Origin of the sequence: Hamadaea sp. NPDC051192, from assembly GCF_040682475.1 — a bacterium.
Classification (GTDB): domain Bacteria; phylum Actinomycetota; class Actinomycetes; order Mycobacteriales; family Micromonosporaceae; genus Hamadaea; species Hamadaea flava.
In genome coordinates, this window is sequence record NZ_JBFBAZ010000111.1 from 1 (window position 1) to 26,707 (window position 26,707).

Genomic DNA, 26,707 nt, shown 5'->3' on the forward strand with positions numbered 1-26,707 from the left:
TCAAGCTCCCCGACCGCTCGTGACCCACACAAGCAGCCGGAGAGCCGAATCTTGGCCCAAGATTCGGCCCAGATCCCTGATCCGCCCTTCGCTCAACGGGTGTGTGGCCCCCGGTACAGCTCAGCCGAACTGGCCCGGCTGGTAGTCGCCGGCGGGCTGCTTCACGGCGATGTTCATGCGGTTCGCCGCGTTGATGAGCCCGATCACCAGTACCAGCAGCCCGAGTTGCTCGTCGTCGTAATGCTTGGCGGCCCGATCCCACACGTCGTCGCCGATCCCGCCGGCCCCGTCGGCGATCCGGGTCGCCTCCTCCGTCAGCTCCAGGGCGGCCCGTTCGGCCTCGGTGAACACCGTCGACTCCCGCCAAGCGGCGACGAGGTTGAGGCGTACCGGGGTCTCTCCGATGTGGACCGCATCCTTGAAGTGCATGTCGGTGCAGAATCCGCAGCCGTTGATCTGACTGGCCCGCAGCATCACCAGGTTCTGCGTCGCGGCCGGCAGATTCGAGTCCGCGAGGGTCTTGGCCGCCGTGTAGAAGTGCCGCAGGACTTTGGCCGCGACCGGGCTCTCGGTGAGGTTCAATCGTGCTTCCATGCCCCCGAGACGAGACGGCGCCGTCCGGCTGTGACATCGAGTGGGCTTCAGGTGGCCCTCGTCACCCCTTCGTCACGGTCAGCAGCTCGCCTGGGGTGCAGTCGAGGGCGTCGCAGATCGCGGTCAGGGTGCTGAAGCGTACGGCGCGAGCGTGGCCGTTCTTCAGGATCGAGAGGTTGGCGACCGTCACCCCGACGATCGCCGACAACTCGACCAGCGTCATCCCCCGCGCCGCGAGCAGTTCGTCGAGGTGGACCTCGATGCGATGCTCGGCCGACTCCCCCATCAGATCACCGCGTCCAGCTCGGTCCGCATCGCGACGCCGCGCGCGATGAGCTGGCCGAACCCGGCGAGGATGAACGCCACGAAGACCCACGGCAGCAGCGGCGGCGACGACACGAACGCCCCGCCGTCGCGCAGGACCGTCGTCGAGAGCACCCAGAGCGCGACGATCGCGACCGCCCACGCTCCGGCGCCGCCGAACGCGGTGATCTTCGCCACGACGGTCAGGTCCTTCGCCGTACGCGACGAGAACGGGTCCTGCTCCCGGGCGATCCGCAGCAACCCCGCCAGCCGCCGGGCGATCTCGGCGATGAGCAGCAGCCCCGGCAGGATCGTCACCAGATACAGCAGCCGTTGCACCAACGACGGATCGGTCACCCGGACCATCACCGTGCCCTCAGGATCGATCTCGACGCCGGGCACCACCTTCCCCGACAACGCAGCCGACGCATCCGACGACCCAGACGGCGCCCCAGCCGGCGACCCAGCCGACGACAGCATGGACGTCGGCAGCTCGACGGCGACCGGCGACTTCGGGATGAACGCGATGACCAGCACCGCGACCGCCACGCACACCGCCGCGATCTGCACGAACGTGGCGATCGCCGCCAGCCCGCGCAGCCAGTTCCCCCACTTCTGCTCTTCCATGACACACCCTCCCCGGAGTATCGAAAAACAATATGGATATCGAGAAACGATATGCCGCCGCTCTCACCGCGTCAAGCCGTCTGCGGACCGCGGCCGTCCCTGCGGCATGATCACCGGCATGACTGGACGCGCGATTCTGGTGACCGGAGCCTCCCGCGGAATCGGACGGGCGGTGGCCGAGGCGTTCGCCCGCGACGGCGACCGGGTTGCCGTCCACTATCGAGGGTCAGCCGACCAGGCCGAACACGTACGCACGACGCTGCCGGGCGAAGGCCACGTGGTCGTCCGGGGCGACCTCACCGACCCCGACGCCGTACGCGCGGTGGTCGACGGCGCGGCCGAAGCGCTCGGCGGACTCGATGTCCTGGTCAACAACGCCGGGGTCTACGCGCCGCATCCCGTCTTCGAGACCTCGTACGCCGACTGGCAGGACCGGTGGCGCAGCACGCTGGACACCAACCTCGTGGGTCCGGCCAACGCGATCTGGTGCGCCGCCCGGCACATGCGCGACAAGGGCGGGCGCATCATCAACATCACGTCGCGGGGCGCCTTCAGGGGCGAGCCGGAACATGTGGCGTACGGGGCGAGCAAGGCGGGCCTGAACTCGCTGACGCAGTCGCTCGCGGTCGAACTCGGCCGCCACGGGATCGCCGTCGCGGCCGTCGCACCCGGCTTCGTGGAGACCGACATGGCCGCCGAATACCTCGCCTCGCCCGCCGGAGCGGCGATCCGTGCGCAGAGCCCGTTCGACCGCGTCGCGCGGCCCGAGGAGATCGCGGCCGCCGTGCACTGGCTCGCCTCGCCGCTGGCGGAGTGGGCGTCCGGCACGATCATCGACCTCAACGGCGCTTCCTACCTCCGGACGTAACCCCGCCGACCCATGGGCTGCAGATCACGGTTACGCACGCTTAAACCGGCGCGGGAAGCATCCATAACCGTGATCTGCCGGGAACAAGCGGGCGGGGGCAGGCAAGCCAGTGGGTAGGGCCGACCTCCACCTGCACACCAACCTCGGGGACGGCTGGATCAGTCCGGCCCGGCTGGTGCGTACGGCGGTCGAGAAGCAATTGTCGGTGATCGCGGTGACGGACCACGACCACCTCGACGGCGTACGCCGAGTCGAGGAGGTGCTGGCCGAGACCGCGTCGCCGATCCAGCTGATCGCCGGGGTCGAGGTCACCACCCGCAGCGGTCACCTCCTCGGCCTGTTCGTACGCAAGGCGCCCAAGCCGATGCGCCCGGTGCAGGAGAGCATCGACGCCATCAAGGAGCAGGGCGGGCTCGTCGTCGTCGCGCACCCGTTCGGCAGGCTCGTGCCGAGCCTGAGTCGCCGGAAGATCGACGAGCTGCTGAGCACCGGCTACGAGATCGACGGGATCGAGATCTACAACCCGAGCCCGGCGAACGCGTCGCAGCGGGCGGCGGTGCGTACGGCGAACGCGGAATGGGGGCTGGCCGAGATCGGTTCCAGCGACGCCCACTTCTGGCAGCACGTCGGAGCCGGGTACACACAGTTCGCCGGGGCGACCGCGGCGGATCTGCGCGCCGCGATCATCGGGCGGACCACCCGGGTCGGCGGGCAGGAGCAGAAGCCCCAGCGGCTCAACCCGGGCGCGTACGTGGCGCAGTGCGCGTGGAGTTGGTTCGTGGACCCGCCACGCCGCATGCTGCGCCGCCGCCGCGAAGCCCACGCGGAAAGCCGCCGCCGCGAAGCCCACGCGGAAAGCCGCGACCGCGCAGCAACCACGGAGTTGGGCTAGGCGGCCGCGATAGCCGCCGGCTCCGGCGGCCAGAACCGCCGGAACATGAACCATTGCGTGGGGCTGTGCCGGACCACTTCCTCCTGGCAGGAGAACATGTACTGGGTCAGCCGCCGCACTTCGCGCAGCCGTTCCGCGGTGTCACCGACCGGTCGCGGGAACATCGGTGGGAACGCTCGGATGTAGTAGCCGCCGCTTGGTGCGTACCAGCAATAGCCCGGCAGGATGGCCGCACCGGTCTTGACCGCCAGCGCGGCGGAGCCGATCGGGACGTAGGTCTTCCGGCCGAAGAACGTGACCTCGACGCCGCGCTCCCGGGTGACCGGCCGGTCGATGACGATGGCGACGGCCCGGCTCGCGACCAGTTCCGCCATGGCCCGGCGGGCCGCGTTGGAGACCGGGATGATGTCGACGCGCTTCTCTCGCCGATGTCCCTGGAGCAGGCTGTTGAGCTGTGGGTCCTTGAAGGTGTCGGCGATGGCTGAGAGCGGGACGTGGCGGGCGGCGACCGCGCCCGCCAGGTCCCAGCTGCCGAAGTGGCCGGTGGTGATGATCGCGCCCTTGCCCGGGGCCATCGCCGCCGCGACGCGGTCTTGCCAGGTCGTGCCCTGCGTCAGATCCTGCGAGGTGGCCTCGACGTCGCGCATGTCGAGGTAGGGCAGACAGATCAGCGACGCCGCCGTCCGGCCGTAGTTGAACCATGAGGCGAGCGCGGCACGCTTCACGCGAAGATCGGCGACCGGCAGATCGAGGACCTTCGCCATGTTCTCTTGGGTGATCCGGCGCTTGGACCGCCAGCCCAGGTAGCTCGCCGAGGCGACGGTGGAGGCCAGACCATGCCTCAACCGGCGCGGCGTTCTTCCCACGACGGCGATGCCCGAGCGCGCCAGCCAGTACACGGATGACACCACGGTCTCCCTACGTATCGGGAAGTCCAGCCTCTGCGACCTGGCGTACCGAGGGATGCCGATGCCCGGAAATCTGGATGACCTGCTGGTGAACCCTGATCACGCCCGGCTCAGGCCGCGGCGAGCCGTTGTGCCGCACCGGGATCATGGGCCGGCAGCACCACCAGATCCGGGAGTCGCCGGCGCAGCTCATTGACCATCGCGACGGCCTCCCGCATCGCCCTCCGGTCACCGACGCCCGGGATCTCCCCGGCCGCGAGCAGGTCCGCGTCGTAGGTGAGGTCCCCGACCATCAGCAGCGGCGCGCGGCCGGGACGGCGTACCAGCAGGGACTGCGAACCCGCGGTGTGCCCGGGGGTCGGGAGCACGATCAGTGCGCCGTCACCGAACACATCGTGCCCGGTCAGGAACGGCGCCAGCTCCGCGTCGCCCAGCGCCTCGGGGGCCACTCGCTCCCAGCGCAGCCCCGGCACCTCTATATGGGTACGCAGAAAGCCGCGTTGCTCCGCGAACGGCTTTCGCATGTCGTCCCATTCGGTGGCGCTGACGAGGATCCGGGATCCGGCCAGTTCCGGAAGTCCGCCGATGTGGTCCTGGTGCAGGTGGGACAGGATCGCCGTATGCACGTCGCCGGGGCCGTGCCCGAGCCGTCGCAGGGCCGCCGTGAGCGTCTGATCGGGCGAGATGTCGAACTTCGCCAGCCGGTCGTAGATGTATCGAGTGGGACCGCCGGGGAAGTACGCCGGATCGGTGATCGAGGCGATGTCCTGCCCGGTGTCGAAGAGCACCACGCCTTCGGGGTGCTCGATCACGTACGCGTTGATGGGCCGCGGCGGTGTCCAGTCGCGCGCCGTGACCATCAGCCAGAGGTAGGTGGGCTGGCGGGTCGGGCCGACGTGCTGCGGGCGGATCTGGACGCTGCCGGTGCTGATGACGGAGACCTTCATGCGGATTACGTTACGCGTCATTAGATGTCGTGTCACAGATCGGTGAGAGAGTGAGACGGTCCTCACAGATACATGTCGTGTAATCTAATGCCGTGACACCCGTTGAGGAACTGCGCTACCTGATCCTGGCCGCTCAGCGCGAGGGGAACCGGCAGCTCGCCCAGGCGCTCCGCCCGCACGGCATCACCCCCGCCCAGGCCGAGGTGCTGCGCCTGCTGGAGGATCGGCAGCCGCTCACCCTGTCCGGCCTCGGCGAGCTGCTCGTCTGCGAGAGCGGCACCAACCCGAGCCGCCTCGTCGACCGGCTCGTGAGCGCGGAACTGGTGCGTCGCGTACCGGGGGAACAGGATCGGCGGCAGGTCGAGCTGAGCCTGACTCCGGCCGGCCGACGCCTCGCCCGCAAGGTCGCCGCGATCGAGGACGAATTGCACCGCATGTTGGCCGCGGCCGGCTCCGCTCGCGAACTCGCCACGGCCGCCGCGTTCCTGCGTACGCTGGTCGCCGGCCAACCCGCCGGGGACGCCGTCGCCCTCCGGAAAGAATCTTCGGCGCGGATGTAGAGAAGGCCGGTCCGGCTCCGACCTAGCTCAGAATCAGCACAGAATCAGCAGGACACTGAGAGCTGGAAGGGAGCCGACATCATGCGCAAGGTCATCTACTGGGTGCACACCTCGGTCGACGGGTTCGTCGACGGTCCGAACGGCGAGTTCGACTGGCCCGTGATGGGGCAGGAACTGGCGGCGTACTCGGACGGGCTGGACAGCCGGGTCGACACGCTGCTGTTCGGGCGGGTGGTGTGGGCGATGATGGCCGGCTTCTGGCCGACCGCCGAAGAGATCTCCGACGACGCGCACGTGGCGAAGTTCGCGCCGTTCTGGCGGGCCACCCCGAAGATCGTCCTGTCCCGCACCTACGCCGGCGACGACTGGACCACCGCCGTGGTCGAGGCCGAGGCCGTCGCCGAGCTCAAGCAGCAGGACGGCCGGGACCTGCTGCTCACCGGCGGCATCGGCGCGGCCGCGGCACTCACCGAGCACGGCCTGATCGACGAGTACCACGTCGCCGTCCACCCCGTCGTGCTCGGCGGCGGCCGCCCGCTCTTCGCGCACCCCGCCGATCGGCTCAACCTGCGGCTCGTGAACTCGGTAGTGGCCGACGGCCGCGTCGTGATCAACCACTACGAGCGCGCCTGACCCAGCCTTCGAAGTGATCTCCGGAAGGCCGGCGACCTTTCCGCGGCCCGGTTACGTACGCCAGCCTCCGGAGATCACCGGAAGCGACAGCGGGCGGCGTGTTCCGGGAGGTCCGGAGCACGCCGCCCGCGATGTGGCGTCGAGCGCTTACGGCGTGACGACGACGCCGTGGAAGGTCACCACGAGGTGGCCGTCCGAGGCGTACGACCAGCCCAGCGCGCCGCTGTAGGTGGTGCAGCGGGAGCCGTTCGTGCCGCTCCAGAACTGGTTGGAGCTGTCGGAGTCGCCGATGATCCGGTCGTTGGTCCCGCTGCTGGATCGGCAGGACGTGTTGGTGCGGAACACCGACGTGCCCGCGTCGAAGTTGAAGTTGCGCTCGGCGTTGTCGATGCTCACGTTGTTCGAGATCGTCATCGAGCCCGGGTTGCTGTTGTAGGTGAAGCCGTGCTTGCCGTTGTGGTACGCGATGCTGCGCCGCACGATGTGGTTCACCCCGATGTCCTCGCCACCGAGCTTGTAGCCGTTGCGGTCGCCCGCCCCGGCCTGGCTGCCGTCGCTCAGCGTGCCGTTGTTGTAGGACAGCGAGTCCTCGATGGTCACCACGCCGATCGGGCCGGTGTCGGTCTTCGTGTACAGGTCCCAGCCGTCGTCGATGTTGTTGTGCGAGACGGCGTACCGGAAGACGTTGCCGGAGCCGACGGTGAGCTTGGCCGCGAAGCCGTCGGCGTCCTCACCGTCAGAGTCGGCGTTGTCGTGCGACTCTGCGCTGAGGATCAGGTTGTTCGCCGGCCACTGCGCCTGCGGCGTGTCGGAGGCGATCCGGGACAGCTGCAGACCGGTGTCGCGGTTGAACCGGGTCACCGTACGCTCGATGATGTTGTTGCTGCCGCCGACGAAGATGCCGTTGTCGCCGGCCCGCTCGACGACGAGGCCGTAGACGCGCCAGTAGTTCGCGTTCAGCGCCAGGCCCCGGTTGGCCGAGTCCTCGGCCTGCGCGGAGAAGTTGAGCACCGGCGTCTCCCCCGGGTACGCCGACAGCGTCTTGCGGGCGCTGGAGGTTCCACTGTTGGCGGGGGCGATCGTCACCGTCGACGAGTAGTTGTAGGTGCCGCCCCGCATGTAGATCGTGCCGCCCGCCGCGATCCTCGTCAGCGCCGAGGTCAGCGTCGTCGGGTTGGCCTGCGTGCCGGCCGCGCTGTCGGTGCCGCCCGGCGCCACGTAGACCGCGCCGGTCGTCGGACTGGTCGTGGGGCTCGCCGTCGGGCTGCTGGTCGGGCTGCTCGTCGGTGAACTGGTCGGGCTGCCGGTCGTCGCGCTCGGCGACGGGCCGGCCGCGTCGGTCACCACGACGTTGTCGAACCGGGCGCTGGCGTAGTACGTCGCCACGCCGATCTGGCCGCTGGCGAACTGCGTGTCGGTGGCCGTCAGGACGGTGCCGCCGTTGACGGTGCCCCGCAACGAGCTGCCGGCGACCTGCAGGCTCAACGCGTACGTCGCGTTCAGGGTGAACGTCAGCGAAGCCGAGGCCAGGGTCGTGGAGGAACCGCTGACGAGCTTCTTCAGTTCGACCGTGTTGTTGCTGCGCAGCGCGAGGTAGTAGTAGCTCGTCGACGACTGCGCCCGGGCCAGCACCGCCACGAAGCGGTTGCTGCCGTTGGTCGCGGTCGGCTTCACGTTCACGGTCACGGTGTAGTCGGTCCAGCTGCTCGTGCCGGCCCGGGCCCGCGCGTCCGAGCTGGTGCCGCCCTGCTGGTACGCGGGCGTGCCGTCGGTGACCACCGACCAGGTCCCGCCGCTGGTGCTCCAGCCGCTGGCGTTGCCGTCGTTGAAGTCGTCGCTGAACAGGGTGGCCGCGACGGCCGGACTGGACAGTCCGATCACGACTGTCGCCGCTGCCGCGAGCGTACCCATGACCGCGGCCATGGGCAGTTTCCATCGGAGTAGTGGGCGCATCTCCGTTCGCCTTTCCAGACTGGCCGATTCGTTCGGCCGATGACGGATCGAAATACGTTCGAAACAGGCCCAGCCTAGGGAAAGCGCTTTCCGAAATTCAAGGCTATGCGTTTGCAGGTTTGTTGCAGGTTCTGGCCCTTCGTTCGGCGGTCCAGGCCAGCGCGCCGAGGAGTTCGATCCGGATCAGGCCCGCACCGCCGAGTTTGATGAGCCGCCAGTACGGGGCGAACCGCCGGCCCGCGTCCGGGCTCGTCGGCTGCACCCGGGTCTCCACGACGACTTCAGTGCCGGCCTCCGTCACCGCCAGCCGCAGCGACATGGCGGCTTTGGCCCAGCCCGGTTCGTCGAAGGACACGAACGCGCCCGGGCCCGGCGGTATCTTCGCCAGCTCCGGCTTGAGCCGCCAGAACTTCGCGACCGCGCCGCGTACCTGCTCGACTCCGTCCACTGTGGCGAGCATCGGCGGGCCGGACCGCAACCGCTTCGACCCGAGCGTGCGTACGCCCATCAGCAGCCCGGTCACCGGCAGCCGCCAGCGTGGGATCTCGTCCAGGCTCGCCCAGACCGTCGGCGGATCGGCGGCGATCATCCGGGTGTAGCGAGAGTGGAAGGCGTACTCCGGGAGCAGGTCGTCCAGCATGGTTACGGAACTGCTAGTTTCGGAACTCATAGTTCCGTATAATGGCACGGTGACGGACGAACCACAACGGGGCGGCCGCCCCCGCGACACCCGGGTGGACGCCGCGATCCTGGCCGCCACCCGGACGCTGCTGGCCGAGGTGGGCTACGGCGCGCTGACCATGGACCTCGTCGCCGGAAAGGCCAACGTCGGCAAGGCCGCGATCTACCGCCGGTACGCGGGCAAGCAGGATCTCGTGTTCGCCGCCGCCGTCCACGGCCGCACACTCGACCCGCCGCCCGACTCCGGCGATCTGCGTACCGACCTGCGCTGGCTGGTCGGCGGGATCGCCCGCAGCCTCAGCAGCCCCGAAACCCGGGCCGCCCTGCCGGCACTGCTCGCCGACGTCACCGCCGACGACGACGTCGCCGACCGGTTCATGCGGACCTTCGTCGCCGAGGAACGGGCGTACGTCGAGACGATCCTCGACCAGGCCCGGCGCCGCGGCGACCTGCGTACGCCCGTCGACGCCGAGGTCGTGCACTCGCTGGTGCTCGGCGCGATCTTCGCCCGGATCTACCTGCTGCGGAAGCCGGCCGACAAGGCGTACCAGCACGAGGTGACCGACCTGGCGGCGAAGGCGCTGACCGAGGGCGCTTGGTAGGCCTGTTGCGGCAGATCACGGATGTGCGGGCATCCTGCCGCCAAGATCGCAGGCATATCCGTGATCCGCCCTTATACCGACCAGCGATCCAGGAAAATGACCCCGTGGAGCCATCGCCCCGGCACCAGGCGGCCGCGATCTACGGCACGATCATCAGCGGCTCGGTCATGGCGGCCGCGCCGCAGGACTCGGTGCTCACCGTCGTCGTGCTGGTGCTGGTCACCGTGTTCGTCTACTGGCTCGCCGAGCGGTACGCCGACCTGCTGGGCGCGTACGCCCACGGCCATCACCTGACCCGGGCCGACGTGCGCCATTCGTTCCACGAGGGGATGCCGCTGATCCGGGCGTCGTACGCCCCGCTGCTCGTACTCGTCGTGTCGGCCCTGCTCGGCGCGGACACCCGGACGGCGTTGACCATCGCGATGGGCTTCACCATCGTCTGGCTCTTCCTCATGGGCTACATCGCCGGACGCCGGCGCGGCGTCACCGGCTGGCCGCTTGTGATCGTCACCGGAGCCGCCGGGCTGTTCGGGATCGTCCTGATGATCCTCAAACTCGCGCTGCACTGATCGCCTGGTCCGCCGGCACCGTCGCCGCGACCCGGCCGGGCACTGTCTGCTGCGCCCAGTAGAAGTTGGTGTGCGCGATGACCTGATCCGGCGACGGCAGGCCCAGCCCGTCCGGCAGCGGCCCAGTGGTGTGCGCGTCGCCGACGAGCGTCGTGTCGTAGCCCCGGGCCAGCGCGTTGTGCAGCGTCGCGCGTACGCAGGCATCAGTCGCCGCACCCGTGACCAGCACCCGGCCGACCCCGAGGCCCTCCAGCAGCTCGTCGAGACCGGTCGCCTCGAACGAATCGGCGTGGTGTTTCTGCACGACCGGATCGCCGTCCTTCGGCGACAGCTCGGGGACGATCCGCCAGGGCTCGCCGTCGGCGACCAGCACCTCGTCGTTGTGCTGCACCCAGACGACCGGGACGTGCTCGCCGCGCGCGCGATCCACCAGCCGCCCGATGGTCGCCACGACCCGGTCCCGCTCGTACGCGTCGGACATCACCCCGTTCTGCACGTCGACGACGAGCAGGGCGGTACCGGGCCGGTTCGCGAGCGTGGTCATGCGCCGACCCTAGCGAAGATCATCGGACACGCGTTCGCCTGCCCGACACTCCCGCGTTTCGGTGGCCGATAGCATCACCCGTCTACATCCCCCTTGTCTGCTGTGAGGCCCCTCGTGATCTCGGCTCGGCTGCGGTATTGGTTCGACAACCTGATGTCCCGGGGCACTCCCGCACTGACCGGCCTGCTCGGCCTGGCGACGGTCGGGCTGGTGGTCGTGCTGGCTGGGATCGTGCTGGTCTTCACACCGTCTGCCGTGAAAGGTCCCGGCGACGCACTGTGGAAGAACTTCCTGCACGCCCTGGACGCCGGCACGATCGGCGGCGACGACGAGTCCAAGCCGCTCTACGTCGCCTTCATGTTCGTGGCGACCGTCGGCGGCATCTTCATCCTGTCCGCGTTCGTCGGCGTACTGACGACCGGTCTGTCCGACCGGCTCGCCGAACTGCGCAAGGGTCGGTCCCAGGTCATCGAACGCGGCCACACCGTGGTCCTCGGCTGGTCCGACCAGCTGCCGACGATCATCCGCGAGCTGTCGCTGTCGGAGTCCGGCCGCACCACCGTGGCGATCCTGGCCGACCGGGACAAGGTCGCGATGGAGGACGAGCTGCGCGACAAGGTCGGCGACGCGGGCGACGTGCGATTCGTGTGCCGCACCGGGAACCCGGCCGATCCCGCCGATCTGCGCATCGTGCGCCCAGAAGAGTCACGCGTCGTGATGATGCCCTCGCCCGCCGGGGACAGCCCCGACATCCAGGTGGTCAAGTCGCTGCTCGCGCTGCGCCACCTCGACTGGCCCAAGGGCCGTCCGCCGTCCGTCGCGGTCATCCGCGACACCGGCAACATGCCCGCCGCCACCCTCGCCGGCGGCGCCGAGGTCACCATCATCGACGCCGAGGACATCACCGCGCGCCTGCTCGTGCAGTCGCGGCGGCACCCCGGCCTGTCCGCCGTCTGCACCGACCTGCTCGGCTTCGAGGGCGTCGAGCTGCACATGCTCGCCGAACCGTCCCTGTCCGGGGTGTCCTACGCCTCGATTCTCCAGCGGTACGCGACCAGCACAGTCCTGGGCGTACGCCACAATGACGGCCGCGTCGAGGTGAACCCGGAGGCCGCCACGGTGCTCCAGGACGGGGACGAGCTGATCCAGCTGGCCGAGAACCGGGCGGCGATCCGGCTGGCGCTGGAGCCTTACCGAGTGGACACGTCGGCGATCAGCGGCAACGGCAAGAGCACCGCCGTCGCCGACGACACCCTCGTCCTCGGCTGGAACGACCGGGGGCCGACCATCGTCCGGCTGCTCGACCGCTACCTCACCGAGGGCTCGACGCTGCACGTCGCGGCGACCCGGCTCGACGTCGACACCACTGTGGAGGGCGTACGCCATCTGTCGGTGAGCACCTCGCGCTGCGATCCGACGAACCGCCGCGCGCTGGAGGCGCTCAACCCGGCGAGCTACGAGCACGTCGTCGTGCTGGCCGACGACGAACTGGAGGCCGCCCAGTCCGACGCGCGGAGCCTGGTGACCCTGCTGCACCTGCGCGACATCAAAGAGCGCGGCGGAGCCTCGTACGCGATCGTCGGCGAGCTGAACGACGACGCGAACCGGCGGCTGGCCCAGGTGACCCGGGCCGACGACTTCGTGGTGAGCCAGAAGATGATCAGCCTGCTGCTGACCCAGCTCGCCCGCAACGGCCACCTGAGCGCCGTCTTCGCCGAGCTGTTCGAACCCGGTGGCGCCGACATCTACCTCAAGCCGGTCGACGAGTACGTCGTCCCGGGTGTGGCGACGACCTTCGCCACCGTCATCGAGGCGGCGATCCGCCGGGGCGAGACCGCTTTCGGCTACCGCCGCTCCGACCTGACCGACCAGGCACCGGCGTTCGGCGTACGCCTGAACCCGGACAAGGGCGAGGCGATCACCTTCACCGAGGCCGACCGGATCGTGGTGCTGGCCCGCAGTTGAGCGTAGCGTCGGCCTATGCGATGGGTCTGGCTGATTCTGGGCATCCTGCTGACGCTGTCCGGCGCGACCTGGACGTTGCAGGGCGTCGGCGTTCTCGGCGGCAGCAGCATGACCGGCGAGACGATGTGGGCGGTGATCGGGCCGATCGTGGCGATCGTCGGCCTGGTGCTGATCTGGCTGGGGCTGCGTAAGCCGTCAGCTCCGTGATGATCAGGGTCATTTCCCCGCTGCCATAGCGTGCCATGGCGACAGGGAAATGACCCTGATCGAGATCCGGCCTAGAGCTGCTTGCTCAGGAACGCGGCGACGGCCTCGACCGACTCGGTGACCGTGGGCTCCTGGTCGTAGAAGTCGAACTGCGTACGCTCGGGCAGCCAGACGAACTCGGCCGGGGTGCTCAGCCGGGCGGCGAATCGCCGGGCTCCTTCGGGGATCGCGGCGGTCTCGCTGTGCACGATCAGCACGGGTACGCCGATCTTGTCGGCGCTCGGGACCGGCTCGAAGGTGAGCCACTCCGCCCAAGCCATGACGGCGAACCGGTTGGCGTACTGGGGAATCCCGCCCCGGTTCGGGTCGAGGTAGTAGGTGAACGGCCCGAACATGGCGGCGCTCGGATCGGTGTCGCTCACCGCCGTCACGTACGCCACCTCACCGGTCGCCTCGTACGAAGCGCGCGCGGCGACGCCCTGCGCCAGGTGCTGCTGGAACGACTCCTCGCCGCCCAACGCCAGCCGGGCCAGCTCGCCGTCCTGGAGTCCGGGTGCGACCATCGCCGCCGCCCGGATGCGCGAGTCCTCTCCGGCGTGCACGGCGGTGAAGGCGGCTCCGGCACAGATGCCCAGCGAACCGAGCCGATCCGGGTCCACACCGTCCAGACCGGACAGATAGCTCACGGCGTGCCCGAGATCGGCCACCTTCCGGGACGGGGACTCGACGTCCCGGGGCTCCCCACCCGACTCGCCGTAGCCGGTGAAGTCGAACGCCAACGCGACGAAGCCGTGCTCGGCCAGCCGGGCCGCGTAAAAGCTGGGCATCTGTTCCTTGACGCTGGTCCAGGAGCCCGCGACGACCACGGCGGGCCGCGGGCCGACGTGCTCGCCACTGGGGCGGAACAGCAGACCGGACAGGGTGACGCCGGCGGCGTCGAAGGTCACCTTTTCCATGGACGGCTCCTCAGCAGGTGGTGGTCGTGGGCTTGCCGGCGAACCGATCGCCGGTCCAGGCCAGGATGTCGGGCATCGCGCCGTCGTCGATGCCGACGACGCCCCATTGCGGGTAGCTGTCGTGCTCCAGTCCCGAGTAGACGCGGTAGTCCAGACGTGCACCCGTGCGGCACAGCCCGGCCGCGACGCCGTCGGTCACCGCCCGGGGCGTCACCGTGTCGGCGTCGCCCTGCACGAGCAGGAGCGGGCCGGCGACGGGAAGCGTGCCGGTGGAGTTGACTCGTAGATAGCGGGTGAAGTGCGCGTCGTTCGAACCGGAGCGGACGAGCGCAGCCCCGGTCAGATCGGCGTACGCCGCACTCGCGACGCCCAGGCAGCCGGATCCGGTGATGGGCAACCGGTTCAGCGCCTCCGTGGTGAGAATCCGATCCAGCCGAATGGACGGATCGCTGTACTTCGCACCAGCCGGCAGCAAGGCGCCGAACGCGCCGTAGCCCGGAGTGCTGACGACGTGGTCGAACAACGTCGGCAGGTCGGCGGCCGGCGAGGTGATCACCGCGCCGAGGTAACCGGGTTCCGGTGCCCAGACCAGTTGTTCGGCCAGCCCCAGCGCGGCCCCGCCACCCTGGGAGTGCGCCCACATCGTCCACTTCGGAGATAGATCGGTGCGGAGCGCGTACGCGGCGCGCAGGGCGTACCGGAGGTCGTCGGCCTCGGCCGTCTTGTTGACCAGCTCGGGCCGACCGGTGGTGCCGAGCCCCGCGTAGTCGGGCGCTACGACGGCGTACCCGGCGTCGAGGAACTTCTCGACCTGGTCGCCGTGGTAGAGGTCGCGCATCAGCGACGGGGCGCAGTCCCGGGCGATGCCGCTCGCTCCGTGCGCGTACAGGACGACGGGCCACCCGCCGCTCGGTGCGACGCCGGGCGGGGTGAGGACGACACCGGACGCGGCGACGTCCCGGCCGCCGGAGGTACGCGAGTGGTACAGGACGCGGGTGGCCGCGCCGATCGCGTACTCGGCGGTCTGCTCGGTGCGGATGACCGTCCCGCCCGGCGCCCAGGTCAGCGGCGACGGCGGGTCGTAGAACGAGGTACGCGGCAGCGCGTTGGCGCGTTGTGCCTGCCAGGCGTCATCGACGGGATCGGCGTACGCCGACGCCGGCAGCAGGAGCGCAGCCGTGATCGCCGCCGTCGTGGCGACGGCGGCCAGAACGATCTTCATGAGGCGAGACTGTAATGGCGGCTGTCATGATTTGTAAAGCCGCTCATGACACTACACTGATCCGGTGGGCGACGAACAGATCGGCAAGAGAATCACTGAGCTGCGCAAACGACGCGGGTTGGCGCAGGCTCAGCTGGTGCTGCCCGGCGTCCTGTCGGCCAGCCTCGTCTCCCTGATCGAATCCGGTCGCCGACGGCCGTCCCGGGCGGCGCTCGAGCACATCGCCGCGCTGCTCGACACCACCGTCGAATTCCTGACGACCGGTGAGACCCCGGCCGGCTGGCTGGAGATCGAACGCCGGATCGCCTTCGCCGAACTGGCCGTCCACCACGGTTCCGCCGAACAGGCGCTGGCCGAACTGGCGACCGCGATCCCGGCGGACTGCCCGGCCGAGCTGCGTACGCAGGCCGACCTGGTGCGCGCCCGCGCCTGGGAGAGCCTCGGCTCGCTGGACGCCGCGATCGAGGCGTACGAGGGGCTCTGGTGGGCCGCCGAACCCGACACCGCCGAGTGGGCCGAGCGAGCGGTCGACATCATGCGGTGCTATCGGCTCTCCGGCGACTTCGACTACGCCATCGCCGTCGGCGAGCGTGCCCTGGAGGCCTTCGAACGCCTCGATCTGGAGTGGACCGACGCCGCCCTCCGGCTGGGGGTCTCCCTGTTCGGGAGCCACGAACAGCGCGGCGACCTGACTCGGGCCCGGCTGCTGGGAGAACGGTTCCTGGGCCTCGCCGAGGACCACGGCACGCCACTGGCCCGGGGGTCGGCGTACTGGAACGCCAGCCGCGTCGCGTGGGCGTCGGGCCGCACGAACGACGCCCGCCGGCTGCTGCACCGGGCGCTGGCCGTGTTCGGGGAGGCCGATCATGAACGCAATCTCGCCGAACTGCGCGCCACGTACGCCCTCCTGCTGCTGACGAGCGAACCGGCCGATCCACATCAGGCCCGGGAGCTGCTGCTGACCGCGACCGATCGGCTCGACCAGGTGGGGTCGCCCATCATCCGCAGCGCCGCTCGGCAGGCGATGACCGTGGCCTGCCTGCAGCTCGACGACCTCGACGAGGCGGCGCGCTGGGCCGCCGAGGCCGAGGAGCTGGCCACGGGCAGCCCACTCGAGGAAGCCCGCGCCCGGCTGGCGGTCGCCTCGGTGCTCACGGCACAGAGTCAGGCCGATACCGCCGCCCTGAAGCTGGCCGAAGCCGAGGCCGCGCTCAGTCAGGCCGCCCCGCCGTCCCGGGAGATCGGGCTGGCCTGGCGGCGGCTGGCCGGCCAGTACGCCGACCTCGGCGACCAGGCCGGCGAGCTGCGGGCGCTGCGCGCCGGCATGAGCGCGGCGGGCTTCGGCGAACCACGGACCCATTCGGCGGTCAGGCGGGCCGATCGCCCCGCCTGACCGCGGCACAGCCCGCCCGACCCCGGCAGACCCGCCTAACAGCGGTATGACAACGACGGTTCGGGTCGTGTTATCGGGCGATCCGTAGAACTGCCCTCATGACAGTTCAGAACATCGTCGTCGACGGGCTGCGCAAACGGTTCGGCTCGAAACTAGCGCTGGACGGCATGACCTTCACCGTCGACGCCGGGCGGGTGACCGGGTTCATCGGCCCGAACGGCGCGGGGAAGTCCACCACGATGCGGGTCGTGCTGGGGCTCGACCGGCCCGACGGCGGGACCGCCCTCGTCGGCGGCCAGCCGTATCGGACGCTGTCCCGGCCGCTCACCCAGCTCGGCTCGCTGCTCGACGCCTCGGCCTTGCAGCCCAGCCGGACCGCCCGCAACCACCTGCTGTGGCTCGCGCACTCCCAGGGTCTGGGCGTACGCCGGGTGGACGAGGTGATCGAGCTGACCGGGCTCGGCTCGGCCGCCCGCCGCCGCGCCGGCGGCTTCTCCCTCGGCATGCGCCAGCGGCTCGGCATCGCCGCCGCGTTGCTCGGCGATCCGCGTACGCTCATGCTCGACGAGCCGTTCAACGGCATGGACCCCGAGGGCATCATCTGGATGCGGGGTTTCCTGCGGGAGCTGGCTCAGCAGGGACGGGCGGTGCTCGTCTCCAGCCATCTGATGAGCGAACTCCAGGACACCGCCGATCATGTCGTGGTCGTCGGCCGGGGGCGGGTGCTCGCCGACACCACGGTCGCCCAGTTGCGCGCGACGATCTCCGACGGGCGCGTGAGCGTACGCACCGACGACGCGAACGCGGCGGGAGTGCTCACCGCGGCGGGGGCGAACGTCGCGGCAGCCGAGCCGGGCACGCTCAGCGTCACCGGGCTCGCCGCACCGCACGTCGTCGCCGCGCTGAACGCCCGTCAAGTGGTGTTCTCCGAGGTCACCGCCCATCGGGCCACGTTGGAGGAGGCGTACCTCGAACTCACCCGGGACGCCGTCGAATACCGTGCGGGCGAGGTGGCCCGATGAGGTCGCTGCGCGCCGAATGGACCAAGTTCCGCACCGTACGCGGCTGGGTGCTCGCCATGATCGTGGCGTCGGCCGCGATCGTCGGCCTCGGCATCATGCCGGGCATGCAGGGCACCTGTGGAGCCGATTGCGGTCTGCCGGTCGGGCCGGGTGGCGAGGAGGTCACCGACGCCTTCACCTTCCTGCATCAGCCCATGACCGGCGACGGGACCATCACCGCCCAGCTGACCTCGCTGACCGGCATCCTGCCCGACGACCCGGACCCGAGCGCCGAGCACTCCGGCGGCACCGGGCCGAGCGCGGCGAAGGGAGCGGCCGCCGGTCGCCCCGGCCTGGTCCCCTGGGCCAAGGCGGGCCTGCTGCTCAAGGACGGCACCCGCCCGGGTTCGGCGTACGCGGCCGTCATGCTGACCGGCACGCACGGCGTACGCCTGCAGTACGACTACACGCACGACGTCGCCGGATCCGCTACACCGCAGACGCCGCAGTGGCTGCGGCTCACGCGTACCGGTGACACCGTCAAGGCCGAGGCCTCGGCGGACGGATCCGCCTGGCAGACCGTCGGCACCGCCGATCTCAGCGGGCTGCCCGACACCGTGGAGGTCGGCCTGTTCGCCACGTCGCCGCAGTATTCCGCGGCGACCAGCGGCGCGTTCGGCATCACCGGCGCGTACGGCGGCCCGACCCAGGCGACCGGCGTGTTCGAGAACGTGGCGGTCACCGGTACGCCGACCAGCGCCTGGCACGGCGAGATCATCGGCGGCGCCGACAGCAATGCGGGCGGGACGACGGAGGACAACGGCCGCTTCACCGTCAGCGGCACGGGCGACATCGCGCCCGCCGTCGCCGGGGCCGCCGGGTTGGGCGTCACCATCACGCAGACCCTCGTCGGAACCTTCGCCGGGCTCATCGTCGTGGTCGTGGTCGGCGCCATGTTCATCACCGCCGAATACCGTCGCGGCCTTGTGCGTACAACTATGGCGGCGAATCCCCGGCGGGGCCGGACGCTGGCCGCGAAGGCCGGGGTGATCGGGGCGGTCACTTTCGTCACGAGTCTGCCGGGCGTGGCTGCGGTGGTGATCATCGGGCAGAAAGTGTTGCGCGCCAACGGTGTTTACGTGCACGCGGTGTCGGCGGCGACCGAGGCACAGGTGATCGTCGGGACCACAGCGGTGCTCGCGGTGTCCGCGGTGCTCGCGCTGGCGCTCGGCCTGATCGTGCGGCACAGCGCGGCGGCCGTCACCACGGCGATCGTCGCGATCGTGCTCCCCTACCTGCTGACGATGACCGTGCTGCCCGCCGGGGCCGGGCAGTGGCTGCTGCGGCTCACCCCGGCCGCCGCGTTCGCCGTGCAGCAGAGCACCCCGCAGTACGCGCAGGTGGACAACATCTACACGCCGGTGAACGGGTACTTCCCGCTCGCGCCGTGGGCCGGGGTCGCCGTGTTGTGCGGCTGGACCGCGATCGCGCTGGCCGCCGCGACCCTCCTGGTACGCCGGCGGGACGTATGACGAACGCACTGCGCGCGGAGTGGACGAAGCTGCGGACGTCGCCGGGCACGGCGTGGCTGCTCCTGACGATCGTCGTGCTGACGGTCGGCGTGAGCACGGCGGCCGCCGCCACCATCACCTGCGGAGCCACCGGCTGTCCCGAGGATCCGGCGAAGATCAGCTTCACCGGCGTCCAGCTCGGCCAGGCCGTCGTCGTGATCCTCGCCGTCCTGACGATCAGCGGCGAGCACGCCACCGGCATGCTGCGGGTGAGCCTGTCCGCCGTGCCGAACCGGCTGCGGCTGCTCATCGCCAAGGCGATCGTGGTGACCGGTGCGATCGGGGCGGCCGGGCTCCTCGCCGTGGCGGGCTCGTTCCTCGCCGGTCGGCTGCTGCTGCCCAGCAGCGGTTTCACCGCCGCCCACGGCTTCGCCCGGCTGTCGCTGTCCGACGGAGCCGTGCTCCGCGCCACCACCGGCTCCGTGCTCTACCTCGTGCTCATCGCGCTGGTCGCGCTCGGATTGTCCACAGTGGTACGCGAGACCGCCGCGTCGATCGGCGTACTGCTGGGGCTGCTCTATCTGATTCCACTGATCACCCAGGCGGTCTCCAGTCCCAGCTGGAAACGGCATCTGCAGCAGATCACGCCGACCGCCGGACTGTCCGTGCAGGCGACCACTCAGCTGTCGACGTTGCCGCTGACGCCCTGGCAGGGGCTGGGCGTACTGGCCTGCTGGGCGGCCGGTTCGCTGCTGCTCGCCGCCGTCGTGGTGCATCGGCGCGACGCCTGACGCGGTGATCAGTGCGCCTTGCGTGATCAGGGTCATTTCCATGTCGCCATGGCGCCGTGGAAATGACCCTGATCATGGGACTAGCTAAGGGTGATCGCCGTGTCGTCGACGACGAACGACGTCTGGAGCGAGGAGTCCTCGGTTCCGGTGAACTTCAGGGTCGCGGTGGTTCCGGCGTACGCGGAGATGTTGACGGTACGCAGGACGTAGCCGGTCGCCTTGTTGAGGTTGGAGTAGGTGGCCACGCTGGTGCCGTTGACGGTGACCGTGAGCTTGTCGTACTGCGTCGAGGTGGTGGTCTCGGCGGAGTCGATGTGCAGGTAGAAGGTCAGCGTCGCGGTGCAGCCCGCCGGAATGGCGACGGCCTGCTGCAGCGTGTCGGTGTGTGTGCTGCCGTAGCCGTTGAGCCACGCCTTCCACGAACCCGCGTGCGCCGCCTGGCTGGAACTGTTGTCCACGACACCGGACGACGAGGTCCACGGCGACGCCGTGCCCGTCTCGAAGCCGGCGTTGCCGAGGAGCTGACCGGAGCAGGACCCACCGGGCGAACCGACCGCGATGCTGAACGTCGCTGAACCGCTCGCGTTCGTCGAGTCCTTGGCGGTGACCGTCACCGACGACGTCTGCACCGTGGTCGGCGTACCGCTGATGAGACCGGTGGAGCCGTTGATGGTCAGCCCGGCCGGCAGCCCGGTGGCGGTGTAGGTCAGCGTCTGCGTGGTGTCGGAGTCGGTCGCCTGGATCTGGAGGCTGAACGGCGTACCGGTGGTCGCGGTCTTGCTGCCCGGGTTGGTCACGGTGACCGTGTTGCCGGTCGGCGGGGTGCCGCCGGGGAGCAGACAGCCGGCCTTGTTCAGGTCGATGGCGTTCGCCGAGGTCAGGCAGGTGGTGAACCAGTAGGTCTCCTGGCCATAACTCTGCCCCTGGTACGCGTGCGTCGTGCCGTCGGGGTCGACCTCACACGGGTTGTCCAGCGTGCACATCTCGCCGCTGTCGTTGCCGGTGTTGTTGATGCCGACGATCTGGCCGCTGGTCAGGTCGACGATCGGCGACCCGGAGGTGCCGTGCGTGGTGTCGCAGTCGGGGTCGTACCGGATCGAGTCGTGGAACGTCCACGCGTCTTCCCGGAGCGTGCCGACGAAGCCGTTGATCGAGCAGTTCCAGATCTGCTTCCAGTACCCGGACGGGATGAACATGCTGCTCCCGGCGGCCGGATGCGATGCCGAGACGGTCAACGCGGTGACCCCGTAGCTCGTCTTGATCGACGCGTACGTGGTGTTCAGCCGGTAGAGCGTCACGTCGGTGTTGGTCATCGTCGCGTACAGCATCAGGTCGGCGCGGACGGTGCCCAGGCTGCTGCCGGTCGAGCTGAGCAGCGTGCCGGAGCGGGTGCTGCTGCGGTTGGTCAGGACGACCCCCGCGCCGGGCATGCCGCCCTCGTAGCAGTGGCCGTTGGTGAGCATCATCGCCCGGTCGGTGTCCACGGAGGTGGGATACCGGACGAGGGACGCCGAGCAGTTGCTGAGCGCGATGGTCGCGGTGAGACTGGCCGCCTGCAGGGTGTCCGCGGCGGCGGGGGTCGGGCCGGCCAGGGTGGCGGCGCCGAGGACGGTCGCGCCAAGGGTGATGGCGAGTCGTCTTAGCATGGGGTCTCCATCCGGATGAGGGAATGCATCGCCGAGAGTCTATGGACTCCGCCTGATCCAGTGAAGACCGTGAATCAAAAATGGCTGAGCGCCCCCGTCGCGACGCTCAGCCCATCCGGCCGGCGGTTATCGCGGCGACCGGATCGACGGCAGCCGACGGGACCGGCCGGGCCGCCGCCGACGGACCCCACAGCAGGCCGAAACAGAAGCCCGCCGCCAGAATCAGCAACCACTGACGGACATCCACCAGCGCGACATGGCTACCGGCGTCGCCGTACAGCGGCAGCGTCGTCAGCTGGTCCCAGTAGGAGCCGGCACTGACCGACGCCATCCCGCGCAGCGTCTGGCCGTGCGTCCCAGCGGTGATCACCGGCGCGCTGAACACGATCAGGTGGAGCACCACCGCACCGGCCGCCGCGACGATCCCGGCGAATCGCACCTCCCGGCGACGCATCGCCCGGTACGCCACCACGAGCAGCGCCATCCCGGCTCCCCAGACCACCGGGGCGACCAGCGCCATGCGTACGCGCTCCCCGTCCACCGGTCCGCGAATCGCCATGAGCAGCAGATCGCCGACGGCCAGCCCGGCAGCGGCCGTCAGCACGACACCGAGTGCGTCCGGGCTCCACCGGCCGCGTCGTCCCCAGCGGACGGCTCCCGCGAGCAGTCCCATCAGGACGAGGAACATCGGCGCCTGCGCCAGCAGCACGCCACCAGTGCCCAAGCGCGCCGGCCCGGAGCCGGTGGCCGAATCCTGGTAGACGTTGCCGAACCAGATGAGCGCGTGCTGGGTGAGTGCGAAGCCGACGGCCAGGACGGCGAACAGCGCCAACGAGGCCGCGTACCGGCGATATGCCACGGTCATGATGTGCTCGATCCTTTCGGTGAGCGCGTGCCAGCCGACATCGGCGGCGTCACGCAACGGTTTCGGGGATTCGTGCAGCAGCTCGAGGATTTCGGCGCCGTAGCGCTCGCGGGTCGCCCGCGGATACAACCTGATCAGCGCCCGCCTCACGAGACCGCCAGCCGCCGGAGCCCGGTCGAGGCCATCGACCGCATCCGGGTGAGCTCGGCCTGCAACGCCTGCCGTCCCGCATCGGTGATCCCGTACGGCTTACGCCGATCCTGCTCCGGCAGCGCCTCGACGAAACCCTGCTCCTCCAACCGGCGTACCGCGCCGTAGAGCGTGCCCGGCCCCGGCCGGTCGCCGGCGATCTCGGCGATGTCGTCCTGCATCGCGTACCCGTGCTTGGGTCCGTTCGCGAGGCTGATCAGGATCAGCAGCGCCGGTTCCGAGAACCGGCCGAACCCCGGAAGTCCGGACATCGACACCCCTCCTCTTGCCCTGAGCAATACTACGCCGCGCGTAGTACGCAGCACGTAGTATCGCCGTGCACAGTAGAGGTGTCAAGAACCCGCCTTCGCGGCTCTGGATCCGCGCACTCAGCGCGGCATCGCCCGAGCGTGAACCGCCGCCAGCTCCCGCAACCGCTCGGCGTCACCGAGCCCCCCGATGCCACCGGGCCCGACAGACACGTCCCGGGGATCGAGGCCGATCGCCTCGGACAGCGCCGCCACGCTGCCGCCGGCCCGCTCCACCAGCACCAGCGCCGTGGGCAGGTAGCCCTCCAGCATCGACCGCAGGATCGGGTGGCTGGACCCGAGATACCGCCGCGTCAGCTCATCGACGAAAACCACGAAGGCCGCCCGGTCGATCTCGTACTCATCGGCGCCGGTGTCTTCCATCCCGGCAGGCCGCTCAGCAAACGAGACGAGGACTTCGGTCAGCGCGTGGAACAGTCGAGCTACCCGATTCGACGGGTACCACAGGATGACGTCACCGGTCCGGAAGATCTGACTCACTCCGTGATGATGCACCGCCGAGGCTCGCGCACCGGCACCGCCAGATCACGGATATCCAGGTGACCGAAGGCCAGGGAGGCCTGCGTATCCGTGATCCGCAGCTAGTCAGGGTCCACGATGGAGCGGACTTCGGCGGTCAAGGTCGCGGCGTCGGCGACGGCCTGCTCCAGCGGGTCGAGCGCCGCGAAGATCGCCTGCGCCCGCGCGGCGAAGTCCGGCGGGGCGGACGGCAGCCGTCCAGTCGCGGCCACCATGCCCTTCTCGTTGATCAGCCACGCTCCGTCGTGCGCGTGCAACGCCTGGCACAGCACGCCGATCGCGCGGAACAGGCAGCCCGCGGCGTAGGCGGGATCGGCGCCGGCCACGGCGTACTTCGCCGAGCCCACCAGGAAATCGGCCTCCCACAGTCCGTGGACCAAGCTCTCCGCCAGTTTCGACGGATACGCCGAGAGCAGCGTCTTGAGGCCGGCGAGTTCGCCGGCGGGGTCGGCCAGGATCTTGCCGAGCGCCACCTCACCGGCGTACGCGTGGGAGTAGAACCCCAGGGGATGTCCAGGTTGGACGCCGACTTCGTATCGGCCCGCCCGGACCTCGTCGGCGATGCGCCGGACGCGGTCGAGATCGCGGTAGATCCAGTCGACCCGCCACCCGTCGACGGTCAGTCAGCCGCCGCCGTCCACCCAGGGACCCCATCCGCCGGGCTCGGTCACTTCGGTGGGCGTACCCGTGAATTCTTGGGCCAGAGAGCGCAACTGATCGACGGAGAGCGAGCCGCGGTAGTAGAGGCCGAGGTCGATGTCGGAGTCCGGGCGGTGGGTGCCGCGAGCCCGGCTGCCGCCGAGCGCCACCGCGACCACCCCGGGGATCTCGGCGAGGCGGGCCGCGATCGGCTGGAGGTCTTCCATGATCATGAACGATATCCGCAGTACGGTCGTGCATTCTTCGAGCGCGCCGCCGACGACCGCCAGGAAAGTGCCACGATTGCTATGAAAGTACAGTTTCCGACATGGCTGACTATATCGCCGCCGGCTACGTCGCTGCCGGCTTCGGAGCTGTGCGGACCGCGTTCTTCGGAGCCGTCGCGGCCGAGCCGGGGCTGGGCGCCCAACTGGTCGCTTACCACCACGACCGGATGGTGGTGGACCTCGCCGCCGGGATGGACCATGACGATCTGACCGGCCTCTACTCGTCGGCGAAAGGCGCCGCGCACCTGGTCGTGGCGCTTCTCGTCCAAGACGGCGTGCTGGAGCTGGACCGCCCCGTCGTGGCCCACTGGCCGGAGTTCGCCCAGGACACGCTCACCCTGCGGGATCTGCTCAGCCACCGCTCCGGGCTGATCGGAGTGGACGGCGGACTCGCCAGCGAGGAGCTCGCCGACGACCAGGTCATCGCCGCGCGGCTGGCGAACCAGAAGCCGTTCTGGGCTCCCGGCGAAGGCTACGGATACCACGCCTTCGTGATCGGGGCGCTGACCGGCGAGGTGGTCCGGCGAGCCACCGGGCGGTCCCTCCGGGAGTTCTACGACGAACGCGTACGCCGACCCTATGGGCTGGACTTCTACCTCGGGCTGCCCGAAAGCGAAGAAGGGCGCTACCGTCCGGTGCAGCCGTCGCAGGCACCGTCCACCGGGGCCGGCATCGATCCGCACAGCCTGCTCGGCATCGCGTTCAATCTGCACGCCGACTCCCCCACCGACCTCGTCGACTTCGCCAACACCCGTCGCGTACGCGCCCTCGGGCCGGCGTCCTCCGGTGGCGTCGGGAACGCGCGCGGCCTGGCGAAGATGTACGCCGCCGCGATCGGCCACCTCGACGGGCGGCCACCGTTGCTGACCCCGGCGACGGTCGCCGAGTTCACGACGCTCCACACGCCCGGCACGGATCTGGTGACCGGCGAATCCGATCACTTCCTGCTCGGCTTCGAGGCAGCCGGCCTCCGGTACCCGACGCTGGGCCCACGCGCATTCGGCCACAGTGGAGCGATCGGCGCCCAGTCGTTCGCCGATCCGGACAGCGGCCTCGCGTACAGCTACACCCGTCGGCGATTCAGCCCGGCCGGCGGCGCCGCGGCCCCAGAGAACGACTCGCTCATCGCGGCTGTCGCCAACGCAGTTCGCGCGATCGCATGACCAGGGCAGGAGTGGCGGTGACGGTCAGACGGCGCGCAGGCCGCGGCGCCGATCCCCGTCGTCGGTGAGCGCGGCGGCGAGATCGTCCCGGGCGCGCGCGACGCGGGACCGGATCGTGCCGATCGGGCAGCCCAGGACGTCGGCGGCCTGCTCGTAGGACAGGCCGAGGATCTGGGTCGCGACGAAGGCCTCCCGGCGGTCGTCGTCGAGCCCGGCGACGAGGTGCCGGAGCAGCACCTGCTCGTCGAAGCGCGGACCGGTGCCGGCCTGGGTCAGATCGGCCACCAGCGTCCAGTCCTCGACGGCGGCGGCGCGCGGGCGGCGGGACTGGGCGCGCAGGTGGTCGAAGACGGTGTGCCGGGCGATCGCGAGCAACCACGTACGCGCGGGCGACCGGGCCTCGAACGAAGGCAACGCCTTCATCGCCCGGATGAAGGTCTCCTGGGCGAGGTCCTCGGCTTCCCCGGGATTGCCCAGATAGCCGACGAACCGGATGACGTCCCGCTGCGTACGCGCGACGAACTGGGCGACGGCTTGCTGATCACCGGATTTGGCGGCGAGCGCCAGCTCGGTCAGGTGAGCGTCGTCGTCAGGCACGCCCGCCAGGGTAGCCGGTTAACCTGGGCACACCGGGAACCAACCGGGTGACCACGGCGACAATGTATGCCATGGGAGTGGCACCGGCCTGCGAATTCACCCGCGACAATCTGTCGGCTTCGATGGACGGCGACGCCCGCCCGTCGGCCGAGGCGGACCGGCATCTGGCCGGGTGTGCCGAGTGTTCGGCCTGGTGGGAGCGGGTCCAGCAGCTCGACCGGCTGACGCGTACGGCGATCTCGCTGCCGACCCCGGGACTGAGCGAGGACGCACTGGCGGCCGTCGTCGCCGCCGCACCGAAGCCGTCCCCGTCACCGTCTCGGTTGCCGAGCCTGCTGCGGCTGGCGCTGCTGGCCGTCGGGCTGGCGCAGTTCCTGCTCGGGGTGGCCCAGATCAGCAGCCTCGCGGCGGGCGGCTCGCACTCACACGATCCCGTCGTGGCCGCCGTCTCCTCCGGGCATCTGTGGCACGAGTCGGCCGCCTGGAACGTCGCCATCGGGGCCGCGTTGGCCTGGCTGGCCTGGCGGCGTACGCGTCCCGGCGGGCTCCTGCCGGTGATGACCGCCTTCGTCGCCGTGCTGACGCTGCTCACGGTCAACGACGCCGTCATCGGCCGCGTCGAGGTCAGCCGCATCCTGTCGCACGGCTTCGTATCTGCCCCTCGTCGCGGGAGTGTCTGGCTCGATCATCGCGTCGGCCCACCTGCCGAAGTCCGCTTGCGCGGACCCGTACGCGGCAACGTTAGT

General features: G+C 70.0%; 31 protein-coding genes. 14 read left to right on the forward strand and 17 right to left on the reverse strand.

What is annotated here, in order from left to right:
* Positions 1 to 120: 120 nt before the first annotated feature.
* From AB0M47_RS32080 to AB0M47_RS32090, 3 genes are all read right to left on the reverse strand, one after another.
* Positions 121 to 594, reverse strand: coding sequence for a carboxymuconolactone decarboxylase family protein (locus AB0M47_RS32080; protein WP_363420699.1), 474 nt, complete (start codon positions 592 to 594; stop codon positions 121 to 123).
* Positions 595 to 655: 61 nt separating this feature from the next.
* Positions 656 to 880: a helix-turn-helix transcriptional regulator gene (locus AB0M47_RS32085; protein WP_363420702.1), complete on the reverse strand. Its 225-nt coding sequence runs from the start codon at positions 878 to 880 to the stop codon at positions 656 to 658.
* Positions 880 to 1,524 carry a DUF2975 domain-containing protein gene (locus tag AB0M47_RS32090; protein ID WP_363420705.1) on the reverse strand — a complete coding sequence of 215 codons (645 nt, stop codon included), beginning with the start codon at positions 1,522 to 1,524 and terminating at the stop codon, positions 880 to 882. The genes AB0M47_RS32085 and AB0M47_RS32090 overlap by 1 nt, the downstream gene beginning before the upstream one ends.
* A gap of 118 nt (positions 1,525 to 1,642) precedes the next feature.
* Here AB0M47_RS32090 and AB0M47_RS32095 point away from each other — a divergent pair, with 118 nt between their 5' ends.
* Positions 1,643 to 2,392 carry an SDR family oxidoreductase gene (locus AB0M47_RS32095; RefSeq protein ID WP_363420708.1) on the forward strand — a complete coding sequence of 250 codons (750 nt, stop codon included), beginning with the start codon at positions 1,643 to 1,645 and terminating at the stop codon, positions 2,390 to 2,392.
* Between the two features lie 109 nt (positions 2,393 to 2,501).
* Complete coding sequence (locus tag AB0M47_RS32100) at positions 2,502 to 3,284, forward strand: CehA/McbA family metallohydrolase (RefSeq protein ID WP_363420711.1); 783 nt, start codon at positions 2,502 to 2,504, stop codon at positions 3,282 to 3,284.
* Here the strand turns inward: AB0M47_RS32100 and AB0M47_RS32105 are convergent.
* Together AB0M47_RS32105 and AB0M47_RS32110 are read right to left on the reverse strand one after the other, a co-directional pair.
* A complete protein-coding gene (locus AB0M47_RS32105; protein ID WP_363420714.1) occupies positions 3,281 to 4,192 on the reverse strand; it encodes a lysophospholipid acyltransferase family protein in 912 nt (303 codons plus the stop codon). The two genes, AB0M47_RS32100 and AB0M47_RS32105, sit on opposite strands and share 4 nt — an antisense overlap.
* A 110-nt stretch (positions 4,193 to 4,302) precedes the next feature.
* Positions 4,303 to 5,139, reverse strand: coding sequence for an N-acyl homoserine lactonase family protein (locus AB0M47_RS32110; RefSeq protein WP_363420716.1), 837 nt, complete (start codon positions 5,137 to 5,139; stop codon positions 4,303 to 4,305).
* Positions 5,140 to 5,231: 92 nt separating this feature from the next.
* Between AB0M47_RS32110 and AB0M47_RS32115 the strand changes: the two genes are divergently transcribed.
* Both AB0M47_RS32115 and AB0M47_RS32120 read left to right on the forward strand, forming a co-directional pair.
* Entirely contained in the window at positions 5,232 to 5,699 is a 468-nt protein-coding gene (locus AB0M47_RS32115) for a MarR family transcriptional regulator (protein WP_363420717.1), read from the forward strand.
* An 81-nt stretch (positions 5,700 to 5,780) separates the two neighbouring features.
* Complete coding sequence (locus AB0M47_RS32120; protein WP_363420719.1) at positions 5,781 to 6,332, forward strand: dihydrofolate reductase family protein; 552 nt, start codon at positions 5,781 to 5,783, stop codon at positions 6,330 to 6,332.
* Between the two features lie 147 nt (positions 6,333 to 6,479).
* Here the strand turns inward: AB0M47_RS32120 and AB0M47_RS32125 are convergent, their stop codons facing one another.
* On the reverse strand, positions 6,480 to 8,255 hold the full coding sequence (locus AB0M47_RS32125) for a cellulose-binding protein (RefSeq protein ID WP_363420721.1): 1,776 nt from the start codon (positions 8,253 to 8,255) through the stop codon (positions 6,480 to 6,482).
* Between the two features lie 133 nt (positions 8,256 to 8,388).
* The gene (locus AB0M47_RS32130; protein WP_363420723.1) at positions 8,389 to 8,955 is read right to left on the reverse strand and encodes a hypothetical protein; all 567 of its coding nucleotides are present in this window, start codon (positions 8,953 to 8,955) and stop codon (positions 8,389 to 8,391) included.
* Between the two features lie 19 nt (positions 8,956 to 8,974).
* Between AB0M47_RS32130 and AB0M47_RS32135 the strand changes: the two genes are divergently transcribed.
* Together AB0M47_RS32135 and AB0M47_RS32140 are read left to right on the forward strand one after the other, a co-directional pair.
* Complete coding sequence (locus AB0M47_RS32135) at positions 8,975 to 9,568, forward strand: TetR/AcrR family transcriptional regulator (protein ID WP_363420725.1); 594 nt, start codon at positions 8,975 to 8,977, stop codon at positions 9,566 to 9,568.
* A gap of 104 nt (positions 9,569 to 9,672) precedes the next feature.
* Complete coding sequence (locus tag AB0M47_RS32140; protein WP_363420727.1) at positions 9,673 to 10,137, forward strand: hypothetical protein; 465 nt, start codon at positions 9,673 to 9,675, stop codon at positions 10,135 to 10,137.
* On the opposite strand, the gene AB0M47_RS32145 is transcribed toward AB0M47_RS32140, so the two are convergent.
* Positions 10,118 to 10,681 (reverse strand): isochorismatase family protein, encoded by a 564-nt coding sequence (locus tag AB0M47_RS32145; RefSeq protein WP_363420729.1) that lies wholly within the window; start codon positions 10,679 to 10,681, stop codon positions 10,118 to 10,120. The genes AB0M47_RS32140 and AB0M47_RS32145 overlap by 20 nt on opposite strands.
* 102 nt (positions 10,682 to 10,783) lie before the next feature.
* Here AB0M47_RS32145 and AB0M47_RS32150 point away from each other — a divergent pair, with 102 nt between their 5' ends.
* Together AB0M47_RS32150 and AB0M47_RS32155 are read left to right on the forward strand one after the other, a co-directional pair.
* Positions 10,784 to 12,646, forward strand: coding sequence for a hypothetical protein (locus AB0M47_RS32150; RefSeq protein WP_363420730.1), 1,863 nt, complete (start codon positions 10,784 to 10,786; stop codon positions 12,644 to 12,646).
* A gap of 15 nt (positions 12,647 to 12,661) precedes the next feature.
* A complete protein-coding gene (locus AB0M47_RS32155; protein WP_363420732.1) occupies positions 12,662 to 12,853 on the forward strand; it encodes a hypothetical protein in 192 nt (63 codons plus the stop codon).
* 71 nt (positions 12,854 to 12,924) lie between these two features.
* On the opposite strand, the gene AB0M47_RS32160 is transcribed toward AB0M47_RS32155, so the two are convergent.
* Both AB0M47_RS32160 and AB0M47_RS32165 read right to left on the reverse strand, forming a co-directional pair.
* Positions 12,925 to 13,809, reverse strand: coding sequence for an alpha/beta fold hydrolase (locus AB0M47_RS32160; protein ID WP_363420734.1), 885 nt, complete (start codon positions 13,807 to 13,809; stop codon positions 12,925 to 12,927).
* 10 nt (positions 13,810 to 13,819) lie between these two features.
* A complete protein-coding gene (locus AB0M47_RS32165) occupies positions 13,820 to 15,031 on the reverse strand; it encodes an alpha/beta fold hydrolase (RefSeq protein ID WP_363420736.1) in 1,212 nt (403 codons plus the stop codon).
* A gap of 64 nt (positions 15,032 to 15,095) precedes the next feature.
* Between AB0M47_RS32165 and AB0M47_RS32170 the strand changes: the two genes are divergently transcribed.
* The 4 genes from AB0M47_RS32170 (at position 15,096) to AB0M47_RS32185 (ending at position 19,727) form a co-directional block, all read left to right on the forward strand.
* On the forward strand, positions 15,096 to 16,424 hold the full coding sequence (locus AB0M47_RS32170; RefSeq protein WP_363420738.1) for a helix-turn-helix transcriptional regulator: 1,329 nt from the start codon (positions 15,096 to 15,098) through the stop codon (positions 16,422 to 16,424).
* 98 nt (positions 16,425 to 16,522) lie between these two features.
* Positions 16,523 to 17,446, forward strand: coding sequence for an ATP-binding cassette domain-containing protein (locus AB0M47_RS32175; protein ID WP_363420740.1), 924 nt, complete (start codon positions 16,523 to 16,525; stop codon positions 17,444 to 17,446).
* On the forward strand, positions 17,443 to 18,957 hold the full coding sequence (locus AB0M47_RS32180) for a DUF1349 domain-containing protein (protein ID WP_363420742.1): 1,515 nt from the start codon (positions 17,443 to 17,445) through the stop codon (positions 18,955 to 18,957). The genes AB0M47_RS32175 and AB0M47_RS32180 overlap by 4 nt, the downstream gene beginning before the upstream one ends.
* Positions 18,954 to 19,727: an ABC transporter permease gene (locus AB0M47_RS32185; RefSeq protein WP_363420744.1), complete on the forward strand. Its 774-nt coding sequence runs from the start codon at positions 18,954 to 18,956 to the stop codon at positions 19,725 to 19,727. Before AB0M47_RS32180 ends, AB0M47_RS32185 begins: the two co-directional genes overlap by 4 nt.
* Before the next feature lie 80 nt (positions 19,728 to 19,807).
* Here the strand turns inward: AB0M47_RS32185 and AB0M47_RS32190 are convergent, their stop codons facing one another.
* The 6 genes from AB0M47_RS32190 to AB0M47_RS32215 form a co-directional block, all read right to left on the reverse strand.
* Positions 19,808 to 21,373 carry a putative Ig domain-containing protein gene (locus AB0M47_RS32190; RefSeq protein ID WP_363420746.1) on the reverse strand — a complete coding sequence of 522 codons (1,566 nt, stop codon included), beginning with the start codon at positions 21,371 to 21,373 and terminating at the stop codon, positions 19,808 to 19,810.
* A gap of 106 nt (positions 21,374 to 21,479) precedes the next feature.
* A complete protein-coding gene (locus AB0M47_RS32195; RefSeq protein WP_363420747.1) occupies positions 21,480 to 22,388 on the reverse strand; it encodes a hypothetical protein in 909 nt (302 codons plus the stop codon).
* The gene (locus AB0M47_RS32200) at positions 22,385 to 22,699 is read right to left on the reverse strand and encodes a PadR family transcriptional regulator (protein WP_363420749.1); all 315 of its coding nucleotides are present in this window, start codon (positions 22,697 to 22,699) and stop codon (positions 22,385 to 22,387) included. Before AB0M47_RS32200 ends, AB0M47_RS32195 begins: the two co-directional genes overlap by 4 nt.
* Positions 22,700 to 22,816: 117 nt before the next feature.
* Positions 22,817 to 23,236, reverse strand: coding sequence for a DUF6086 family protein (locus tag AB0M47_RS32205; RefSeq protein ID WP_363420751.1), 420 nt, complete (start codon positions 23,234 to 23,236; stop codon positions 22,817 to 22,819).
* A gap of 101 nt (positions 23,237 to 23,337) precedes the next feature.
* Positions 23,338 to 23,748: a hypothetical protein gene (locus AB0M47_RS32210; RefSeq protein WP_363420753.1), complete on the reverse strand. Its 411-nt coding sequence runs from the start codon at positions 23,746 to 23,748 to the stop codon at positions 23,338 to 23,340.
* Between the two features lie 150 nt (positions 23,749 to 23,898).
* The gene (locus AB0M47_RS32215) at positions 23,899 to 24,141 is read right to left on the reverse strand and encodes a nucleotidyltransferase domain-containing protein (RefSeq protein WP_363420755.1); all 243 of its coding nucleotides are present in this window, start codon (positions 24,139 to 24,141) and stop codon (positions 23,899 to 23,901) included.
* Positions 24,142 to 24,242: 101 nt separating this feature from the next.
* On the opposite strand from AB0M47_RS32215, the gene AB0M47_RS32220 reads away from it, so the two are divergent.
* Positions 24,243 to 25,364 carry a serine hydrolase domain-containing protein gene (locus AB0M47_RS32220; RefSeq protein WP_363420757.1) on the forward strand — a complete coding sequence of 374 codons (1,122 nt, stop codon included), beginning with the start codon at positions 24,243 to 24,245 and terminating at the stop codon, positions 25,362 to 25,364.
* Positions 25,365 to 25,388: 24 nt separating this feature from the next.
* On the opposite strand, the gene AB0M47_RS32225 is transcribed toward AB0M47_RS32220, so the two are convergent.
* The gene (locus AB0M47_RS32225) at positions 25,389 to 25,961 is read right to left on the reverse strand and encodes a sigma-70 family RNA polymerase sigma factor (RefSeq protein WP_363420759.1); all 573 of its coding nucleotides are present in this window, start codon (positions 25,959 to 25,961) and stop codon (positions 25,389 to 25,391) included.
* Between the two features lie 71 nt (positions 25,962 to 26,032).
* Here AB0M47_RS32225 and AB0M47_RS32230 point away from each other — a divergent pair.
* Positions 26,033 to 26,707 (forward strand): hypothetical protein (locus tag AB0M47_RS32230; protein ID WP_363420761.1); only part of this gene is annotated, 675 nt, incomplete at its 3' end.

Coding starts and splice junctions, on each gene's coding strand:
- AB0M47_RS32190 (WP_363420746.1), bottom strand. CDS start 21,373: ATGCTAAGACGACTCGCCATCACCCTTGGCGCGACCGTCCTCGGCGCC.
- AB0M47_RS32200 (WP_363420749.1), bottom strand. CDS start 22,699: ATGTCCGGACTTCCGGGGTTCGGCCGGTTCTCGGAACCGGCGCTGCTG.
- AB0M47_RS32160 (WP_363420734.1), bottom strand. CDS start 13,809: ATGGAAAAGGTGACCTTCGACGCCGCCGGCGTCACCCTGTCCGGTCTG.
- AB0M47_RS32130 (WP_363420723.1), bottom strand. CDS start 8,955: ATGAGTTCCGAAACTAGCAGTTCCGTAACCATGCTGGACGACCTGCTC.
- AB0M47_RS32155 (WP_363420732.1), top strand. CDS start 12,662: ATGCGATGGGTCTGGCTGATTCTGGGCATCCTGCTGACGCTGTCCGGC.
- AB0M47_RS32220 (WP_363420757.1), top strand. CDS start 24,243: ATGGCTGACTATATCGCCGCCGGCTACGTCGCTGCCGGCTTCGGAGCT.
- AB0M47_RS32180 (WP_363420742.1), top strand. CDS start 17,443: ATGAGGTCGCTGCGCGCCGAATGGACCAAGTTCCGCACCGTACGCGGC.
- AB0M47_RS32095 (WP_363420708.1), top strand. CDS start 1,643: ATGACTGGACGCGCGATTCTGGTGACCGGAGCCTCCCGCGGAATCGGA.
- AB0M47_RS32145 (WP_363420729.1), bottom strand. CDS start 10,681: ATGACCACGCTCGCGAACCGGCCCGGTACCGCCCTGCTCGTCGTCGAC.
- AB0M47_RS32165 (WP_363420736.1), bottom strand. CDS start 15,031: ATGAAGATCGTTCTGGCCGCCGTCGCCACGACGGCGGCGATCACGGCT.
- AB0M47_RS32215 (WP_363420755.1), bottom strand. CDS start 24,141: ATGGAAGACCTCCAGCCGATCGCGGCCCGCCTCGCCGAGATCCCCGGG.
- AB0M47_RS32090 (WP_363420705.1), bottom strand. CDS start 1,524: ATGGAAGAGCAGAAGTGGGGGAACTGGCTGCGCGGGCTGGCGGCGATC.
- AB0M47_RS32120 (WP_363420719.1), top strand. CDS start 5,781: ATGCGCAAGGTCATCTACTGGGTGCACACCTCGGTCGACGGGTTCGTC.
- AB0M47_RS32175 (WP_363420740.1), top strand. CDS start 16,523: ATGACAGTTCAGAACATCGTCGTCGACGGGCTGCGCAAACGGTTCGGC.
- AB0M47_RS32125 (WP_363420721.1), bottom strand. CDS start 8,255: ATGGCCGCGGTCATGGGTACGCTCGCGGCAGCGGCGACAGTCGTGATC.
- AB0M47_RS32110 (WP_363420716.1), bottom strand. CDS start 5,139: ATGAAGGTCTCCGTCATCAGCACCGGCAGCGTCCAGATCCGCCCGCAG.
- AB0M47_RS32080 (WP_363420699.1), bottom strand. CDS start 594: ATGGAAGCACGATTGAACCTCACCGAGAGCCCGGTCGCGGCCAAAGTC.
- AB0M47_RS32185 (WP_363420744.1), top strand. CDS start 18,954: ATGACGAACGCACTGCGCGCGGAGTGGACGAAGCTGCGGACGTCGCCG.
- AB0M47_RS32085 (WP_363420702.1), bottom strand. CDS start 880: ATGGGGGAGTCGGCCGAGCATCGCATCGAGGTCCACCTCGACGAACTG.